We start from the raw sequence: 17,100 nt of genomic DNA, 5'->3' as shown, positions 1-17,100 counted from the left end.
AGTGCGCAACCAATGCGAAGCATTGCCCGCCGATGCTTTGCCCGACCCTCCTATCCCGCCTTTGACTGTGTTGCCGTGCCACACAAACGACGTGAAATGGTGGTTGGAGAAGGCGGCGGTTGACAAGCATCAAGGCTCTGGCGATCCTCACAGATATGAGCGGGATGTATCGAATCACATCTAAAGCGATGGCACTGATGTTCCGACTGGTGATGATCTTGTCACTGGCTGGCTACAGCTTTTCTGCCGTCAGCGCCGCGATGCATCCGGAAAGCTCCGCCCAGATCGCGCAGATCGAAGAGGTCTATTCCTCTCACCATGGCGACGACCACGTCGCGATGGCCGATACCGATCACCACGGCAACCAGCACGACCACAGCAGCCCGGAGAAGTCCAAGAACTCCTGCTGCAAGGATTATTGCGGCATTGCGGCCATCACATGCTCCGGCTCTTCGTTGAGCCATCCGCGCGTGGTTTCCATTCGCGAGTTCATCAACGACACGGACCCCCGGGGCCAGCCGCCGAGCCTGCATCGTCCGCCCAACATCTGAGAACGCGCACCCGCACGGGCGGGTATAGCCGTGCTGCGAGCCTTATCGGTCGACAGCGCGATCATGCATTCATTCTCGGAATTTCATTATGAAGCACCTGTTTCTGGTGGTCGCAATGCCGCTGTTCGTCAGCGGATGCGCAGCCACCCTTCCAGAGGTCGTCGCCTCCACGGATCATCCTGATTCCGCAACGGATATCAGGCCTGTACGTTATCAAAATCCGGTTGGCGCCTACATCCATCGCCTGCCTGTCGACCCTAAACCCTGGCGTGGTCTCAATGATGCGCAAGCTCCGAAGGGAGGCGCATAATGATGCCTCGGACGATCAGGCTGATCTCCTCCATCGTGTTTCCGCTGGTTACGGCGGGCTGTGTGACGACCGACTACGCGGCCAGCGATGCCGGGTTCACCAACGCTTCTCTGAAGAGCAGCGAAGCGACCGGCAAACAGACTGTCTGGGTGCAAAACCAGCAGCAGGCGCAAGCGGTTCGGGAGCGCGTGAAAACGCTGATGGCGAAGAAGACCATCGACGTGGAGACCGCCGTCCAGGTGGCGCTCCTCAACAACAAGGGCCTGCAGGCGGCTTATGCCGATCTCGGCGACAGCGCAGCCGACGCATGGCAGACGCAACTGTCGGTCTTTCCGACCTTCTCCGTCGGCCTTTCGGGCATCGGCACGCCCGGCCTCGAAGCCTATCGCGTGCTGGAAGGGGCGATCGCCGCCAACATACTGGCGCTTGCCACCTACGACAAAAACATCAGGCTTGCCGACACCCGCTTCCGGCAGGCCCAACTCAATGCCGCGCTCGCGACGATCTCGCTTGCTGCAGAAACCCGCCGCGCCTGGGTCAACGCCGTCGCCGCCTGGGAGAATGTCGCCTATCTCAACCAGGCGAAAGCTGCGGCCGACGCCTCATCCGAACTCGCCAAGAAAATCGGCGAAGCCGGATCGCTGACGAAGGCCGATCAAGCCCGGGAGCACGTCTTTTATGCCGAGCTGACCGGCGAGACGGCCAAGGCGCGGCTGGAAGCAAAGCTTGCCAAGGAGGAACTGATCCGGCTGATGGGCCTGTCGGGGACCGCCATCGATTTTCAGATCCCGAATCGCCTGCCCTCCCTGCCGAAGGCGTTGATCAAGCGTGACGATATTGAAGCGGAAGCCATCCACAAGCGGATGGACTTGCAGGTGGCGCGCCTGGAGCTTCAGGCAACCGCGCAGTCCTACAAGCTGGAGGACGTAACCCGTATCGTCACCGACATCGAGCTTGCGGGCACTTACGAAAAGGAACGCGAGCGCGAAGACGGCAGGATCCTGTCGGACGTCTCGAAGACCGCTTCGCTGGAGTTCACGATCCCGATCTTCGACTCCGGCCAGGCGCGGCTGCGAAAGGGCGAACTCGCCTATATGCGGGCCGCCAACCGGCTGGCCGAGCTCGCGGTCAACGTCCGCTCGGAAGCCCGCTCGGCCTACCTTGCATACAAGTCGAACTACGATATCGCGCGCCACTACCGGAACAACGTGCTGCCGTTGCGCAATGCCATCGAGGAACAATCGCTCCTCACCTACAACGGCATGATCACCAGCACATTCGAACTGATCGCCGACACGCGCGAGAAGATCGACTCCACCATCCTCGCCGTCAACGCCAAGCGTGACTTCTGGCTCGCCGAAGCGAACCTCGCCCCCGTCATCTACGGCGGCAGCACAGGTTCGGCCTCGGCGCAAACCGAGGTTGCGTCCGCTGAAGAAGCGACACGTGGCGGTCACTGAGAAAGGAAACGAGAATGTTCAGTAGAAGACAACTGCTTGGAGCAGGTGCCGCCGGTGCCGCGCTCGTCTCCTCCCAGGCCTGGGGCCAGACCTCCAACATGGGCCTGCCGGAAGCGGCCGTCATGGACACCGCCGCAACCCAGACGCCGGTGCGTCCGTCCGTCGGACCGGACTATAATCCGGTCGTCACCCTGAACGGGTGGACCCTGCCCTTCCGCATGAACAACGGCGTCAAGGAATTCCATCTGGTCGCCGAACCGGTCGAACGCGAGATGGCGGAAGGTATGACCGCCTACCTCTGGGGCTATAACGGCCAGTCGCCGGGGCCGACCATCGAGGCGGTCGAAGGCGACCGGGTCCGCATCTTCGTTACCAACAAGCTGCCGGAGCACACGACCGTTCATTGGCACGGGATGATCCTGCCGTCGGGCATGGATGGCGTCGGCGGCCTGTCGCAGCCTCACATTCCCGTCGGCAAGACCTTCGTCTACGAGTTCGACCTCGTGAAGTCCGGCACCTTCATGTACCACCCCCACTCGGACGAGATGGTCCAGATGGCAATGGGCATGATGGGTTTCTTCGTCGTTCATCCGAAGGACCCGAAGTTCATGCCTGTCGACCGCGACTTCGTCTTCCTGCTGAGCGCCTATGACATCGATCCCGGCACCTATGTGCCACGCGTCATGGAGATGACCGACTTCAACCTCTGGACCTGGAACAGCCGCGTCTTTCCAGGCATCGATCCGCTGGTCGTTTCCAGGAACGACAAGGTCCGCGTCCGCGTCGGAAATCTGACCATGACCAACCACCCGATCCACATGCATGGCTACGACTTCGAAGTGACCTGCACTGACGGCGGCTGGGTCCGGCCCGAGGCGCGCTGGCCGGAGGTCAGCATCGATATTCCCGTCGGGGCGATGCGGGCTTACGAGTTCGACGCAAAACATGTCGGCGACTGGGCGATCCATTGCCACAAGTCGCACCATACGATGAACGCGATGGGTCACGACATTCCCACCTTTATCGGCGTCGACAAGAAGGAGGTCGCCAAGAAGATCAGGCAGTTCCGTCCCGAATATATGCCGATGGGCACCGCCGGCATGGCGGATATGGGCGAAATGTCGATGGAAATACCGGAAAACACCGTTCCGATGATGACCGGATGGGGTCCGCACGGCCCCATCGAGATGGGCGGCATGTTTTCCGTGGTGAAGGTTCGCGAGGGTATCTCGGCGGGCGATTACACCGATCCGGGCTGGTACGAGAACCCGCCCGGCACACAGGCCTGGGAGTGGACGGGAAGTCTTCCCGACGCGCCAAAGGCAAAAGACGCAAAGACTTCGATCATGCCGGGACACCCCGATCACGGCTGATTGCCAACTTTCGAAACAAATAAAGGACCTGATCATGAAAACTGCAATTCTCGGCCTGTTGCTGGCCACCCTTGCGACGCCCGTTCTGGCATCCGGCAGTCATGCTGGCGGTCATGGCGAAATGGCCGTTGGCGAACCGGGCGACAAATCGAAGGTCAGCCAGACCATCCGCGTCAGCATGAAGGAGACGCCGGACGGCAAGATGATCTTCACCCCGAACGACTTCAAAGTCCGCAAGGGCCAGACCATCCGCTTCACCATCAAGAACGAAGGCGAACTCGATCATGAATTCGTCCTCGACCAGGAAGACAAGGTGATGGAGCACAAGGCAGTCATGGAGAAATTCCCGGACATGGAACATGACGACCCGAATGCGGTGCGGCTTGCTCCCGGCAAGTCCGGCGAGATCGTCTGGAAATTCACGAACGACGGCGTCTTCAAGATCGCCTGCCTCGTTCCCGGCCACTACGACGCCGGAATGCACGGCGACGTCACCGTCGCCAAGAAGTAAGAAGGAAGGATTAATCCATGAAAACCGTTTTCAAACTTGCTCTCGTTACAGCGCTCGCCCTGACCTCGGTGTCTGCCGCGTTCGCCCAGGAATTCACCAAGGGGACGGTCAAGAAGGTCGATGCCAAGGCCAAGAAGGTCACGCTCATCCACGAGGAGTTGAAGAGCCTCGAAATGCCCGCCATGACCATGGTCTTCAACGTCTCCGACGACGCATTGCTGGCAAAGCTTAAGCAAGGCGCGAACATCCAGTTCGTGGCGGAACGCGTCAACGGCAAGCTGACCGTCACCCAGGTGAAGTGACAACGACGCCCCGCTTCCCCGGAAGCGGGGCCTCCCCTCAAGAGACGGGTTGAAGGCACAAGGCCTTCCACAGGTCCTCTTTCCAGTCGCCCATCACAGGTGGGTCATGCAGCCTGTAAACCGTAGCGCCGATCAATACCGTTCGTGGCGCCTGACACCGGATGCGCATGAGGTGGGTGCCGTTGTCGACAAAGATGGGTTCGCCGCCGGTCTTGTGCTCGGTCAACCCGATTGCGACGTCGTAATCATATTCGATATCTTCCGATATCGCCGCCGACGTGATCGTGAGGCTCACGGTCCGGCTGTCGGAGAACTGCGCAATGTGAAACGGCTGACGTTCCTGGGCTTCCAGACCCGAGGCCACGATGACGAATGCTGCCACAGATAAGCAGAGACGGCCCATCGGCCCCTCCCAAGGCACGATACTTCAGTAGTTTAGCATCGATTGGACTGGCGGGACAGCGATTGTCAGATACTGCGACGGCGGGTTGTTATTTGCACGAAGAAACCGGCGGATTGCGCCGATCCTGCCCGCCTGCCCATATCCCTGTTGACCAGCGGCAAAAGTGACCGATGGACGATTTATAGGAGCCTTCACGCTTGTCACCCCTTTTCACCGGGGGTGGAAACGCCTATATCACGGTTGCCGGACTTCGGTCCGGCTATGGCAATAAACGGTCGGTGTAATAAACCTATTGGACCCGGGGGCGGTACCCGGCGCCTCCACCAAAAACCGGTCGGTCGCATGGGAAATCGCTGCGGACCGGCTTTTGATGGGGGCGAAATAGGATCGACAAGGGTGTAAAGATCGAACTTTTGCTCGGCATGATACCACCGTTATCGGGTCAAAAAGTGTAGTTGCAAACGACAACAACGCTAAGGGTTATGCTCTCGCTGCCTAATGGCGGTGCGGGAAATCCGAACTAAGTCCTTGGAGGTAGCACTTTAAGGCGGGGTCCGAAGGCACCTGGCAACAGAAGCCTTCACCTTCACGCCTCAGTCGAATATTATGAACTCTGACTCGGAAAACTTGGACGGGACTTCCCCGTGCCGAGCCGACATGGCATAACACGTCTGACTAACAGACGAGATAAATGGAAAGACAGGACCGTATGGGGCAGGATCACATCCGTTACGACATTCTGGCGCAGGACGCCTTGCGCGGCGTCATCCGCAAGGTTTTGTCAGAGGTTGCGGCAACCAGCCGGCTGCCGGGTGATCATCACTTCTTCATCACCTTCCTGACCGGTGCGCCGGGGGTGCGGATTTCGCAGCATCTGAAGTCGAAATATCCCGAACAGATGACCATTGTGATCCAGCACCAGTTCTGGGATCTCAAGGTCTCGGATACGCAGTTCGAAGTCGGCCTTTCCTTTTCCGATACGCCAGAACGTCTCGTCGTGCCTTTCAATGCCATCCGCGGCTTTTACGACCCCTCGGTGAATTTCGAACTGGAATTCGAGGTGCCGCTCGCCGACGAAGACGACGAGACCTCCGCAGAGATCACCGCGATCCCGGTCGAGGCCGTTTCGAAACCAGCCGACGGGGAAGCCTCGGCCAAGCCGAAGACGGACGAGGAAAAGAAGCCCGGTTCCGTCGTTTCGCTCGATTCATTCCGCAAGAAGCAATAGCGGGGAGGCGCTGCCCATGAGCGCCGACATCGTCAACCTGCGCCAGTTCCGCAAGGACAAGGCGAGGCTCGAAAAAGAGAAGGAAGCGGAGCAGAACCGCCTCACATTCGGCCGCACCAAGGCGGAAAAATCACTCACCAATGCGCGGAATGAGAAGGCCGAGAAGACCCTTGATCAGGGCCGGCTGGACAAGCCGTCACACGGCGACGAAAGTCCTCCGGACCGTTAACCTCCCGCTAACCAACACCCGGCCCATGCGCTTGACCTTATAAACGTCGCAGTCTGTATAGGCGAACCTCGTACCGTCCATCCCGGAGAGCTTCGTGATCCGAAAACATTCCGCGACGCTTCACGGTCATCGCACCAGCTTTTCTCTTGAAGACGAATTCTGGCTGGAATTGAAGGCGATCGCTGCGCAGCGGGGCATCAGCCTCGCCGGCCTCATCGCCGAGATCGACGACCAGCGCTCACCCGAAAGCAACCTCTCCTCGGCCTTGCGGCTGCACGTTTTGAAGTGGCTGAAGGCGCCGCGACGTTAGCAGCGCTCCCACCGGCTATTGTTGAACGCCGGGCAGGCCCGGCAAATCGGACGGCGGTATTGCGGGGAGGTTCTCCCGAAGCATGTCTTCGGTGGGCGAGACGATGAACGGCGTCCGGTCGATCTGCCGCTGCCGCTCTTCCTCGGCGGCGCGGGCCGCGGCTTCGGTCGCCTGTCGCTGACGCTCCTCTTCGGCGGCCTGCTGGCGCGCCCGCTCCTCGGCCGCCGCCTTTTCGCGTGCCACCTGCCGTTCTGCCGCCTGGAAATTATAGAGGGCTACTTCCCGGCGAAGCCGCTGCTTTTCGAGAACGCTCGCCTGCAGCGTCTCGACGCGCCGCCGCTCCTGCTCAAACGCACGCTGGGACAGGAAGTTGCCGATCGCGGTGATGTCGATCCGTTTGGTCGGCCGCGTCAGCCGGCCGGAATAGTCGAGCCGAACGGTCGGATCGCCGCCGGCGAGCGCCTCCTCGCCGGCATCGTAGGTGATGGCGAGGTCCGCCGACAGGGCGTCCTCCAGAAGATCGAAGCGGCCCTCGCCGGCGAGCTTCGTTGTGCCTACGGCCGCAACAACGTTCTGCGCTCTCGCCTCTCCCGCCGTAATCGTCATCGGAATGGTGAGACTGCCGATCCTGGCATTTCCCTGATGCACAAGACCAGTGACGATGGGCCGAACCTTCTCCTCCGTCACCTCGCCGCCGAGCTTGTCCACCTGCGCCATCAAGGGCTTCATCGCGTCGGGATTGAGACCGGCAACGGTCAGATCGCGGAGCCTCAATTCGGCCGAACCGCTCACGCCACCGAGCAATTCGGCGAAGCTTCTGCCGGTCGATTCCGCAGAAAGATCGAAGTCCAACTTTCCTGTTGCGACCGGCTTTTCCTCGACTGCCCAGACGAGCGGCCCAAGATCGGCATTCTCCGCCGACGCCCGGGCCTGCAAAAGTCCCATGCCGTCTCCGGTGGACATCATCAGGCGACCCGCAAGCCTGCCCCCCTGCCAGGCGCCTGCCGCGTTCTCGACGACGATGCCGCCGCTGCGATGGGTGATCCGGCCGGAAAAATCCGCAACGTCACCCAAGGCATCGGTGCGGAATGCGCCAGCCTTCACATCGAGAGCGATATCCAGGTTGCCGAAGATAGGCTGCGCAAAAGGTTTTGACGAAAGTCCCCCGGTCTGCGGATTGCCGAGCGGGCCGAAGATTGCCTCTCCCAACCACGCAAGATCGAGGGTATCGACCTGGAGCGTACCGGTTGCGGGCATTCCCGGCGCCTTGCGGTCCATCGTGATGCCGCCGCTCACCGAATTGCCGTCCACATCGCCTCTGATAGCCGCGACTTCGACGGCGCCGGGCGTCATGCTGATATCCGTATCCAGGGTGAGCGGCAAACCGGTCCCGAACTGCGGCAGGCCGATGCCGTTCATCAGCAGATAGGGTTCCAGATCGACGCTCTTCAACGTCACATGGCCGCGGCCTTCGCCGAAACTCTGATCGCGGATGTCCACGTCACCGTTCAGGTACAAAGAGGTCTTGCCGGTCTCGAAGGCGAGATCCGCTTTCGCAAGTCCCTCGGGACCTTGCCTGAGGTCGAGTGAAAGCCGCCCCGGACCATCACCATCGAAAGGCAGAGGTTCCAGCCCCGCCTGCCCGAAAAGCACCATCGGTTCAGCATTCTCGAGAGATGCATTGAGCGTCAGCGCCGTATCGCCGGTAAGGTCGAAGAGACCCGAAAGCGTCAGGGCTCCCACAAGCGCGCTGCCGTTCGATGTCCCGCTGACGCTCACGCCCACGCCGCCCGTCTCGCCGCCCACGCTCAGATTAGCAACCAAACTCGTATTGGCGAACCACGTGGAGTTCCGGGAAAGCCGTTGCAAAACCGGATGCGGCGGCAGCCGGTCGCGCAGCATGGCAAGGAATGCCGCGGGATCGGCGGAATGGAAATTCAAGGTGCCGTTGCCGGAATAGGAGAGCAGGGAGCCTTCCACCCGGCCCTTGGCCGAGATCGTCGCACCTTCGAGATTGCCGACCGTCAGCCGCTCCAGCGACAGCGCTCCGCCCGCCACCGTAAAGGCGGTGTCGACATTGTTTGCGGCGACGCCGAAGGCGGTGAATCGGTCCGCCTTGAGTGTCGCGGCAACCTTGTGATCCAGGACGTCCCGTCCCGCATCCTCACCGGTCACCAGCGAGGCAAGCGCACGCATGGCATCGATATCGATCTCGTTGCCGGCAAGGCTGACGGAAAGGTTCGGCGTCTGGTCATTGGGCGACTGACGCTCCAGCCGACCCTTGAGCGTTGCCGGACCGATCGCCAGTTCGAGATTATCGAAGCGCTGCAGCTCCGGCGTCAGATTGACCGCCGCTGAAAAACCCGTCGAACGGAGCTGGCGGATCTCCGGTGCGACATTGCCCGACAGCCAGTCCGCAAGCCCGGACGGCTGGTTGGAGGCGACGAGCATGTTCCCGACAAAGGAAATCCGGTCGCGCAGAAGAAGATTGCCCTTCGCTTCGAGATGCGTGCGGCCCGGCAAGGTCGCCACGACATTGTCGACCGTCCAGCCCCGTCCCGCCGGGCGGATATCGAGCTTGATATCGCGGATGGTGGTGTCGTTTGCCACGATCGCCGGCAGCCTGAGACTGGCCCGCCCCGGCACCTGCGGGATCGGGATCGATGCGGCCATGCGGATGAAATTGTTGATGCGGCGTTGCGCCGAGGCCGCCGGGTCGCGGCCGGTCTTTGCCCGGACGCCCTCACCGAGCCGGTTGACATCGATCTGCTGGCCATCGGCCGTCAGCAGGAATTCCGGCTTCTGGCCGGTGTCGAGCGTCGCCTCGCCGGTGACGACGTAAGGATTGTCGAGGACGCCGACCTCCAGCCGGTATTGCGGGATACGGATGCGATCATTGGTAAGCTCGAAGCCGCCCTTCACCCGAGGCCCAGGCGGCGGTGCGGTCACAGGTTCGGTCTCGTCTTCCTCCTGCAGGACATCGAGGGTGAAATTGCCGTTATAGGCCGGTCTATTGTCCGCGAGCGTCAGTTCGCCGTCGAGATTGATCTCGACCGGCTGTGCGTCCGGCCACAAACGCAGGCGCAGCGGCATCCGCTTGGCCGCGGCATCCGCGGTGCCGCTGGAGAGGTTGAACCGCGCCTCGTAACCATCCAGCGCTGCATTGCCCTCGCCCCGCCAGGGGCCATTCAGCGAGGCTGCGGAAAGATCGGCTGAGAGATCGGTTATCTGCCGCGAGCGGCCGGACTGTTCATCGATCAGATCGATCTCGCCGCCCGTCACGTGGATGTCTTCGATCACGACGGTTCGTGCGGGAATAGCGGCGCGGCTGCCGCGCATCCAGTCGAGCGTACCGTCCTGCAGAAGGCGGATGCGGGCCTTGGGTTCTTCGATGCGCATGTCGAAGATCCTGGCCTCGCCGGAGAGAAACGGCGCCAACTCCATGTCCATGGAAAACCGCGCCACCTGCACCAGCGGCTGGCCGTCCGTATCCGCACCCACCCGCACGTCGTGAAGGGTGACGGAGGGAAACGGCAATATCCGCGCATCGACTGCGCCGTGGACGGAAACCTTCTTCCCGAGGATGCGGCTCGCCTGCTCCTCGAAACCGACGCGGAAGCTGGACCAGTCGACAAAGAACGGCGCCAGCAGTGCCGTGAACAGCGCCACCACCACCAATCCGCCGAATGCCAAAAGGATGCGACCGAGCAACAGGTATCTCCGTGATCTCGACTAGAAGTGTAGTTCCATCGGGTGCTTAAGCAAGTCAAGCTTCAGGGAGCGTCTCATTCGCCATTCCGGAAGATCTTGCCGGGATTGAAGATATTGTCGGGGTCGAGGCTCTTCTTGATGGAGCGCATCAGGCCCACGGCACTTCCCAATTCCTCCTCCAGGAAAGCCATCTTGCCCTGGCCGATGCCGTGTTCGCCGGTGCAGGTTCCATCCATGGCGAGCGCCCTCCGGTTGAGACGCTCGATGAAGGCCTCCACCTTTTCGACGGAAGCCTGTTGCTTGCCGTCGAAGAGCACCAGCACATGGAAATTGCCATCCCCGGCATGGCCGACGATCGGCGCGAGCAAGCCCTGTTCGGCAATGTCCGCCTGGGTTTCGGCAACACATTCGGCAAGCCTCGAGATCGGCACGCAGACATCGGTCGACAGACCATCGAGTTCCGGCGCCAGAGCCCGGCTCGCCCAATAGGCATTGTGCCGGGCGTTCCAGAGTTTTGCGCGCTCCTCGGCATTGGCGGTCCAGCGGAACTCGTCGCCGCCGCACTCGGCCGCAATCTCCGAGAACTGTTCCGATTGCAGGGCGACGGTTTCTTCCGTGCCGTGGAATTCGAGGAAGAGCGTCGGCTTTTCCGGATAGGAGAGTTTGGAATAGGCATTGCAGGCGCGCATCTGCACGTCGTCGAGCAGCTCGATGCGGGCAACGGGAATGCCCATCTGGATGGTCATGATGACCGCGTCGCAGGCGGCTTTTACGCTTGGAAAGGCGCAGACCCCGCCGCCCACCTTTTCCGGGATGCCCTGCAGGCGCAAGGTGACGGAGGTGATGACGCCGAGCGTTCCTTCCGAGCCGACGAAAAGCCGCGTCAGATCGTAGCCTGCGGAGGATTTCCTGGCGCGCTGTGCCGTGCGGATCTCTTCGCCATCGGCGGTGACGACCGTGAGCGAAAGGACATTGTCCTTCATGGTGCCGTAGCGGACCGCATTCGTGCCGGAAGCCCGTGTCGCCGTCATACCGCCGATCGTGGCATTGGCGCCGGGATCGATCGGAAAGAACAGGCCCGTGTCGCGGAGCTCCCGGTTCAGTTCTTCGCGCGTGATGCCCGGCTCTACCGTAACGTCAAGGTCGGCCGAGCTAACCCGAAGAACCTTGTTCATGCGACTGAAATCAATTGAAATTCCGCCGGACGGCGCATTGACCTGGCCTTCCAGGGAAGAGCCGATGCCGAACGGGATGATCGGTACCCGATGCGCCGCGCAGGCTTTTACGACCGCCCTCACATCCTCTGCGGTTTCCGCAAAGACGACGCCGTCCGGCAACTGCGCCGGAAGATAGGTGGTCGTGTGCGCGTGCTGCTCCCGAAAGGACTGCCCGGTCTGGAAACGCTCGCCGAGGGACTGTTTCAGGATGCCGAGGACAGTCTTGATACCTTCCTCGTTGCGAAGGCCCGCCTTCACGTCCTTGACCGCCATGCTCAACTCCCACCGATTTCAGAGATTGGTTAGGCGACGGGTCCTGCTTTGTCCAGAAGAATAGCATCGGGAGATGGTCTGCGGAGACAGACTCCTCCCTTGGTGATGCTCGGATTTTTCGTTCGGACGGGGCGCTGGGAGCTGCCTCGTAAGTTTTAGTTTAGGCGGCACCTCTCAGCGCCCCGTTCGGCGGTTTTTATCCGCGACTCCGGTCCCTCTGCAACGGCCTTTCCGGATGGTGTTCGTTTGACCCGCAGCACCCGTCCGGATCCTCGGGTTTAACCCGAGGACCACCGGCAAGGGTTGCTGTGGGCCGCCGCCGGACTTTCCGGATCCTCGGTGATCCTCGGATCAAGTCCGAGGACGAGGGCGGACGGACTTCAAACAGTCCGGCGAAACCATCCTTCGGGCCACCATGTGTGCCGCACAGGCACGCCCGGCGCGCTCTTTCGGGCATCAAGAGACGAAGGCTCGGTCCGTGTGCCTTCACCTCTCCCCGTGTCGCCGGAGGGAGACCATTTTCCGCGGACCCGGATGATGAGGCTTTGCGTCTTACCCCCACCATCCGCACCGGCCCCGCCTCGCCGGAACGCCTTCCGGTGTATCCGATGCGGGACGGGGAAATTGTAGGCATGAGGTGAGAAGGCGGGGATAAACGCCTTCGGAATTTCTCCTAACCGATTGATTTTTGGCGAGGCGGAGGGGCGCAACTTCCCCAGCCTGTCACCAGCCGGAGACCCAGGTGGGCAGATGTCGCGGCCCCGTGCCCTCTCTACTCGGCGGCGAGCAGCGGGCGTTCCTTGTCCTTCTGGTCCTCGTTGGCCATTTCTTCCTTGTGCCGGACAGCATGCGCCAGTTCCTGGTGGAACCGCTGTTCCTCCTGGATATGAGGTTTGGCAAAGCGGGCGATCAGGAGATAGGCGACAGGGGTGATGAACAGCGTGACGGCGGTGGCGAGACCGAGGCCGCCAACGATGACCCAGCCGAGCGCAATTCGTGCTTCGGCGCCGGCACCCTGAGCCAGCACCAGCGGAACGCCGCCGATAATCGTTGCGATCATCGTCATCATCACCGGACGCAGTCGTGTGGCGCAGGCCTCTTCGATCGCCTCGCGGACGCCGGCCCCGCGATCGCGAAGCTGGTTGGCGAATTCCACGATCAGGATACCGTTCTTCGCCATGACGCCTACCAGCAGGACAAGGCCGATCTGGCTGTAGACGTTAAGGCTCGATCCGGTGAGCACGAGCGCGATCGCCGCGCAAGCCAAGCCAAGCGGCACCGTCGACATGATGATGATCGACGACAGTACGCTTTCGAACTGGGCGGCCAATACCAGGAAGATAATCGCAATCGCAAAGCCGAAGGTCAGCAGCATCGCGTTGGAGTTTTCGCCGAGCGTCTTGGCCTCGGCCATCGGCATAAGCCGCACGCCGGCCGGCAGCAGCGGCTGGGCAAGCGCCGTCACCTCCTTCACGGCATCCCCAAGCGCCACCCCATTGGCGAGGTTGGAGGAGATGGAGACGGAGGCGAGCTGCTGCTCGCGGTTGAGCTGCGGTGCGACCGCCCCTTCCTTCAACGTCGCAATGGTCGACATCGGGACGATCTTTCCGTCGCCAGCCTTCAGGAAGATGTTCTCGAGATCCGTCGGATCGTCGACAGGCCGGGTGGTCGAGGTCAGCTTGACCGGAAGAGCGTCGCCTCCGACGAAGACATCCACCACCGAGCGTCCCTCGAGCAGCGCCTGCATGGCAGTCGACAGGCCGGTGATATCGATGCCGAGATCGGAAGCCCGCTCGCGGTCGATCGAGACCGACAGCTGTGCCTGGGTCGGCTCATTGGTGAGACGCGGCGTATCGAACAGCCGGCTCTGCTCCATCTGCGACACGAGCTTCTGGGCGGTGGAGGTCAGGACATTGTAGTCATTGCCGACAAGCGCCATCTGCAATCCGTTGCCGGCGCCGCGGATCTTCAGGCTGTTCGATTGCATGGCGAAACCACGCAGCGCCGGAACGCGTTGCGCCGCTGCGTTGATGTCGGAGGCAATCTCGTCCTGGCTCCGCGTCCGCTCATCCCAAGGCGCCAGCGTCAGCACCATGAAGCCGCTGTTGGTGCTGCTGCCGAAGCCGGAAATCGAGAAGATATTGGTGATTTCGCCGGATTGGCGGAGCGGCTGCAGATTTTCCTCGATCCGCTGCATCTGGTCGCGGGTGAAGTCCAGGCTGACGCCTTGCGGCGCCGTCACCCGCAGCATGACGGAGGCGCGATCCTCGCGCGGCGTCAGCTCGCTCTTGACGAGACCGAAGACATTGTAGGCCGCAACCGCGAAGATGACCGAAAAGACGATGACGACAAGCGGCGCATTGAGGCAGGCCCTTAGCGCCCGGGCATAGAGACCGGCAAACGCATTGCCGAACGAGCCGAGAAGTCCGTGATGCTCCTTGATCGGCTTCGTCAGCATGCGCGAGGCCAGCATCGGGCAGAGCGTCAAAGCGGTGACGGACGAGAGCGCCACCGAAAAGGCGAGCACGAAGCCGAATTCCTTGAACAGGCCGCCGATCTGGCCCGGCAGGAAGGAGAGCGGAATGAAGACGGCGGCAAGCGTTGCAGTCGTCGCGATGACCGCGAAGAAAACCTCCTGGGTGCCGAGCACCGCCGCCGCACGCGGACCCATGCCCTCGGCCCGTCGCCGGACGATGTTTTCCAGAACCACGATGGCATCGTCGACAACAAGGCCAGTCGCCAGCACCACGGCGAGCAGCGTAAGGATATTGATCGAGAAGCCGACCAGGTAGATCGCGACAAGCGTGCCGATCAGCGCCACCGGCATGGTCAGCGCCGGGATGAGCGTCGCCCGCCAATCCTGCAGGAACAGGAAGATAACCACGACGACGACGACCGCCGAAAGGATCAGTGCAATTTCCACCTCGTGCAAAGCGCCCTTGATGAAGGTCGCGTCGTCGCTGCTGACGGCGATACGCGTGCCTTCCGGCAGCGTCTTCTGCATTTCCGCAACGGCATTCCTGACGCCTTCGGAAATGTTGAGGGTGTTCGACTGCGCCTGGCGGATGATGCCGAGGCCGACGCCCTGCACCCCGTTCGAGCGCAGCACGGTGGTGCCGTCATCGGGGCCGAGCGAGACGGTCGCCACGTCGCGGATCCGCACGTTCGGCGCGATCAGGACATTCTCGAAATCCCGCGGCGTCGTAAGGTTTGCGGTGGCGCGCACGACGATGTCCTGAGTGGTGCTTTCGATCGATCCCGCCGGCACGTCGAGTGCGGCGCTGTCCAGCGCCTTGGAAACGTCGGCCACCGTCAGGCCCCTGCCGGCCAGCGCCGCCTGATCGACGTCGACGCGGAACACCTTGTCCTGGTCGCCGTAGAGTTCCACGTCGGCGACGCCTTCGACGGCGGCGAGCCGATCGACGATTTCGTTGTTGACGAGCTGGGTGAGGTCGTCCATCGACAGCTTCGACGAGGTGACCGCAAGCCGCATGATCGCCTCGGAATCGGCATCCGCCTTGACGATGCGCGGCTCGTCGGCGTCGTCGGGCAACTGGTTGACGACGCGGCCGACGGCATCCCGGACATCGTTTGCGGCGTCGGAGAGATCGACAGAATCGGAAAATTCCATGGTGACGCGGCTGGAGCCGAACTGCGACTGCGAGGAGAGCGCCTTCAAGCCGCTGACGCGAGCGACCGCGCCCTCGATGACCTGGGTGACCTCCTGGTCCATGGTCTGCGGCGAGGCGCCGTCATAATCGGTGCGGACCGTGATAACCGGCTGATCGACATCCGGCAGTTCGCGCACTTCGACGCCTGCGAGCGCGGCAAGGCCCGCAACTACCAGGAGCGTGTTCAGAACCGCGGCGAGGATCGGCCTGCGGATGAAAAGCGCGGTGAAGGAATCGCCGGCCTTTTCCGCGCTTTTGTGTTCTGCGCTCTCGTCGCCAGCGCCTGGAAGTTCGATCCTCATTGGCGCGCCACCTCTGCCGTTTCCGGAGCTCCGGGGACGCGGACCGGCGCCCCTTCCCTCACGCGCTGCAGTCCTTCCGTCACCACCCGGTCGCCTTCCTTCAGGTCTGATTCGACAAGCACCGTATCGGGATTGCGCTGAACGACACGCACGCGGGTCTTGACCGACTTGTTGTCCTTGACCTGCCAGACATAGGAACCTTCGCCATCCCACTGGACGGCGAGCGGATCGACGGCGGGGTAGGTTTCACCCGGAAAGCGCATGCCGACGCTGAAGGCCATGCCTGCGCGCAGCACATCGCCCGGATTTTCGACCCGGGCGCGAATGCGCATGGTGCGGCTTGCCGGATCGACACGGTTGTCGATCGCCTCGACCTTGCCGGTGAAGACCTGGCCCGGGCGGGCGATCGATGTCGTCTCGACCGGCTGGCCGGGCTCTATCGCGACGGCGAAACGTTCGGGCGCCCAGAAATCGACGAGGATCGCCGACCGGTCGTCGATCGTCACGACGCTGGTCTGGGTGGTGACGTTGTCGCCGATATTCACCGCCACAATGCCGGTTATGCCGTCGATGGGTGCGACGATATCGCGACGCCTGAGATTGAGCTCGGCCGTGGAGAGCGCGAGCTTGGCCGCTTCCTCCGCGATCTGCGCATCCAGCACATCGAGGCGGGAAACCGATTGCAGGTTGCGGTAGGAGGCGGATTTTTCCTGCGCGCTTCGCAAGGCAACCTGGGCCTTGTCGCGCTCGATCACCTGCTCGTCGTCATCGAGCCGGGCGAGAACCTGGCCCTTCACGACCTTCTGACCCGACGTCACCCTGATCTCACCGACCGTGCCGGTCGCCTGCGGCATCACGACGACCGACTGGATCGCCTCGCCGCTGCCGATCGCCGAAAGCCGGTCGTTGACCGTGCCGATGGTGACGGGCTGCACGGCGACGAGCGTCGCCCGATTGCCGCCCTGGCCACCTTGTCCGCCCTGACCGCCCTGGGCTGCTTGCGTGCGTTGACCGCCGGCCGCCGGTGCCGCAGCCCCGCCTGCCGGCTGCGGACGAATGGCGGCGACGACCTGCCCCGGCACTCCGTATCTTGTCAGCGTCTCTCCCGCGCTCGGAACCATGAAGACCCACAGGCCGAGGGCAAGGACGATGACACAAAGACACAGAAGGAGTTGTTTCCAAATCCGCATTCAATACTCCGGCAAGGCAGGCGGGATGCAAGTCGTGCGCCAAGTATCCTTTTTTGCGT

At 62.1% G+C, this 17,100-nt stretch carries 14 protein-coding genes and 1 other RNA gene; 10 read left to right on the top strand and 5 right to left on the bottom strand.

Annotated elements, in window-relative coordinates:
- The first annotated feature begins 119 nt into the window (after positions 1 to 119).
- From EDE09_RS21450 to EDE09_RS21425, 6 genes are all read left to right on the top strand, one after another.
- Positions 120 to 551, top strand: a complete 432-nt coding sequence (locus tag EDE09_RS21450; protein ID WP_105373827.1) for a hypothetical protein — start codon at positions 120 to 122, stop codon at positions 549 to 551.
- 88 nt (positions 552 to 639) lie between these two features.
- Complete coding sequence (locus tag EDE09_RS28740; protein WP_132412813.1) at positions 640 to 861, top strand: hypothetical protein; 222 nt, start codon at positions 640 to 642, stop codon at positions 859 to 861.
- Complete coding sequence (locus EDE09_RS21440) at positions 861 to 2,321, top strand: TolC family protein (RefSeq protein ID WP_132412811.1); 1,461 nt, start codon at positions 861 to 863, stop codon at positions 2,319 to 2,321. Before EDE09_RS28740 ends, EDE09_RS21440 begins: the two co-directional genes overlap by 1 nt.
- Positions 2,322 to 2,335: 14 nt before the next feature.
- A complete protein-coding gene (locus tag EDE09_RS21435; RefSeq protein ID WP_132412809.1) occupies positions 2,336 to 3,694 on the top strand; it encodes a copper oxidase in 1,359 nt (452 codons plus the stop codon).
- A gap of 34 nt (positions 3,695 to 3,728) precedes the next feature.
- Complete coding sequence (locus EDE09_RS21430; protein WP_105373831.1) at positions 3,729 to 4,205, top strand: plastocyanin/azurin family copper-binding protein; 477 nt, start codon at positions 3,729 to 3,731, stop codon at positions 4,203 to 4,205.
- 17 nt (positions 4,206 to 4,222) lie between these two features.
- Complete coding sequence (locus tag EDE09_RS21425; RefSeq protein WP_105373832.1) at positions 4,223 to 4,507, top strand: copper-binding protein; 285 nt, start codon at positions 4,223 to 4,225, stop codon at positions 4,505 to 4,507.
- Between the two features lie 37 nt (positions 4,508 to 4,544).
- Here EDE09_RS21425 and EDE09_RS21420 read toward each other — a convergent pair whose 3' ends face one another.
- The gene (locus tag EDE09_RS21420) at positions 4,545 to 4,910 is read right to left on the bottom strand and encodes a hypothetical protein (protein WP_132412807.1); all 366 of its coding nucleotides are present in this window, start codon (positions 4,908 to 4,910) and stop codon (positions 4,545 to 4,547) included.
- Positions 4,911 to 5,113: 203 nt separating this feature from the next.
- Between EDE09_RS21420 and ssrA the strand changes: the two genes are divergently transcribed.
- The 4 genes from ssrA (at position 5,114) to EDE09_RS21400 (ending at position 6,677) form a co-directional block, all read left to right on the top strand.
- Positions 5,114 to 5,495: a transfer-messenger RNA gene (gene ssrA / locus EDE09_RS21415) on the top strand.
- Positions 5,496 to 5,619: 124 nt separating this feature from the next.
- Positions 5,620 to 6,138 (top strand): SspB family protein, encoded by a 519-nt coding sequence (locus tag EDE09_RS21410; protein ID WP_105373834.1) that lies wholly within the window; start codon positions 5,620 to 5,622, stop codon positions 6,136 to 6,138.
- Positions 6,139 to 6,154: 16 nt separating this feature from the next.
- The gene (locus EDE09_RS21405) at positions 6,155 to 6,367 is read left to right on the top strand and encodes a DUF4169 family protein (RefSeq protein ID WP_112798133.1); all 213 of its coding nucleotides are present in this window, start codon (positions 6,155 to 6,157) and stop codon (positions 6,365 to 6,367) included.
- 94 nt (positions 6,368 to 6,461) lie between these two features.
- The gene (locus EDE09_RS21400; RefSeq protein ID WP_132412805.1) at positions 6,462 to 6,677 is read left to right on the top strand and encodes a ribbon-helix-helix domain-containing protein; all 216 of its coding nucleotides are present in this window, start codon (positions 6,462 to 6,464) and stop codon (positions 6,675 to 6,677) included.
- A gap of 15 nt (positions 6,678 to 6,692) precedes the next feature.
- On the opposite strand, the gene EDE09_RS21395 is transcribed toward EDE09_RS21400, so the two are convergent.
- The 4 genes from EDE09_RS21395 to EDE09_RS21380 all read right to left on the bottom strand — a co-directional run bounded on the left by EDE09_RS21395 (position 6,693) and on the right by EDE09_RS21380 (position 17,041).
- The gene (locus EDE09_RS21395) at positions 6,693 to 10,388 is read right to left on the bottom strand and encodes an AsmA family protein (protein ID WP_132412803.1); all 3,696 of its coding nucleotides are present in this window, start codon (positions 10,386 to 10,388) and stop codon (positions 6,693 to 6,695) included.
- Between the two features lie 74 nt (positions 10,389 to 10,462).
- Entirely contained in the window at positions 10,463 to 11,878 is a 1,416-nt protein-coding gene (locus tag EDE09_RS21390; RefSeq protein ID WP_112798137.1) for an FAD-linked oxidase C-terminal domain-containing protein, read from the bottom strand.
- Positions 11,879 to 12,650: 772 nt separating this feature from the next.
- Positions 12,651 to 15,851 carry an efflux RND transporter permease subunit gene (locus tag EDE09_RS21385; protein WP_245505216.1) on the bottom strand — a complete coding sequence of 1,067 codons (3,201 nt, stop codon included), beginning with the start codon at positions 15,849 to 15,851 and terminating at the stop codon, positions 12,651 to 12,653.
- On the bottom strand, positions 15,848 to 17,041 hold the full coding sequence (locus tag EDE09_RS21380; protein ID WP_132412801.1) for an efflux RND transporter periplasmic adaptor subunit: 1,194 nt from the start codon (positions 17,039 to 17,041) through the stop codon (positions 15,848 to 15,850). The genes EDE09_RS21385 and EDE09_RS21380 overlap by 4 nt, the downstream gene beginning before the upstream one ends.
- Positions 17,042 to 17,100 lie beyond the last annotated feature (59 nt).

The sequence above is a fragment of the Neorhizobium sp. S3-V5DH genome, from assembly GCF_004343065.1.
GTDB lineage: Bacteria > Pseudomonadota > Alphaproteobacteria > Rhizobiales > Rhizobiaceae > Neorhizobium > Neorhizobium huautlense.
This window is presented reverse-complemented; position numbering and strand designations above follow the sequence as displayed.

Coding starts and splice junctions, on each gene's coding strand:
- EDE09_RS28740 (WP_132412813.1), top strand. CDS start 640: ATGAAGCACCTGTTTCTGGTGGTCGCAATGCCGCTGTTCGTCAGCGGA.
- EDE09_RS21440 (WP_132412811.1), top strand. CDS start 861: ATGATGCCTCGGACGATCAGGCTGATCTCCTCCATCGTGTTTCCGCTG.
- EDE09_RS21435 (WP_132412809.1), top strand. CDS start 2,336: ATGTTCAGTAGAAGACAACTGCTTGGAGCAGGTGCCGCCGGTGCCGCG.
- EDE09_RS21430 (WP_105373831.1), top strand. CDS start 3,729: ATGAAAACTGCAATTCTCGGCCTGTTGCTGGCCACCCTTGCGACGCCC.
- EDE09_RS21425 (WP_105373832.1), top strand. CDS start 4,223: ATGAAAACCGTTTTCAAACTTGCTCTCGTTACAGCGCTCGCCCTGACC.
- EDE09_RS21420 (WP_132412807.1), bottom strand. CDS start 4,910: ATGGGCCGTCTCTGCTTATCTGTGGCAGCATTCGTCATCGTGGCCTCG.
- EDE09_RS21410 (WP_105373834.1), top strand. CDS start 5,620: ATGGGGCAGGATCACATCCGTTACGACATTCTGGCGCAGGACGCCTTG.
- EDE09_RS21405 (WP_112798133.1), top strand. CDS start 6,155: ATGAGCGCCGACATCGTCAACCTGCGCCAGTTCCGCAAGGACAAGGCG.
- EDE09_RS21390 (WP_112798137.1), bottom strand. CDS start 11,878: ATGGCGGTCAAGGACGTGAAGGCGGGCCTTCGCAACGAGGAAGGTATC.
- EDE09_RS21385 (WP_245505216.1), bottom strand. CDS start 15,851: ATGAGGATCGAACTTCCAGGCGCTGGCGACGAGAGCGCAGAACACAAA.
- EDE09_RS21380 (WP_132412801.1), bottom strand. CDS start 17,041: ATGCGGATTTGGAAACAACTCCTTCTGTGTCTTTGTGTCATCGTCCTT.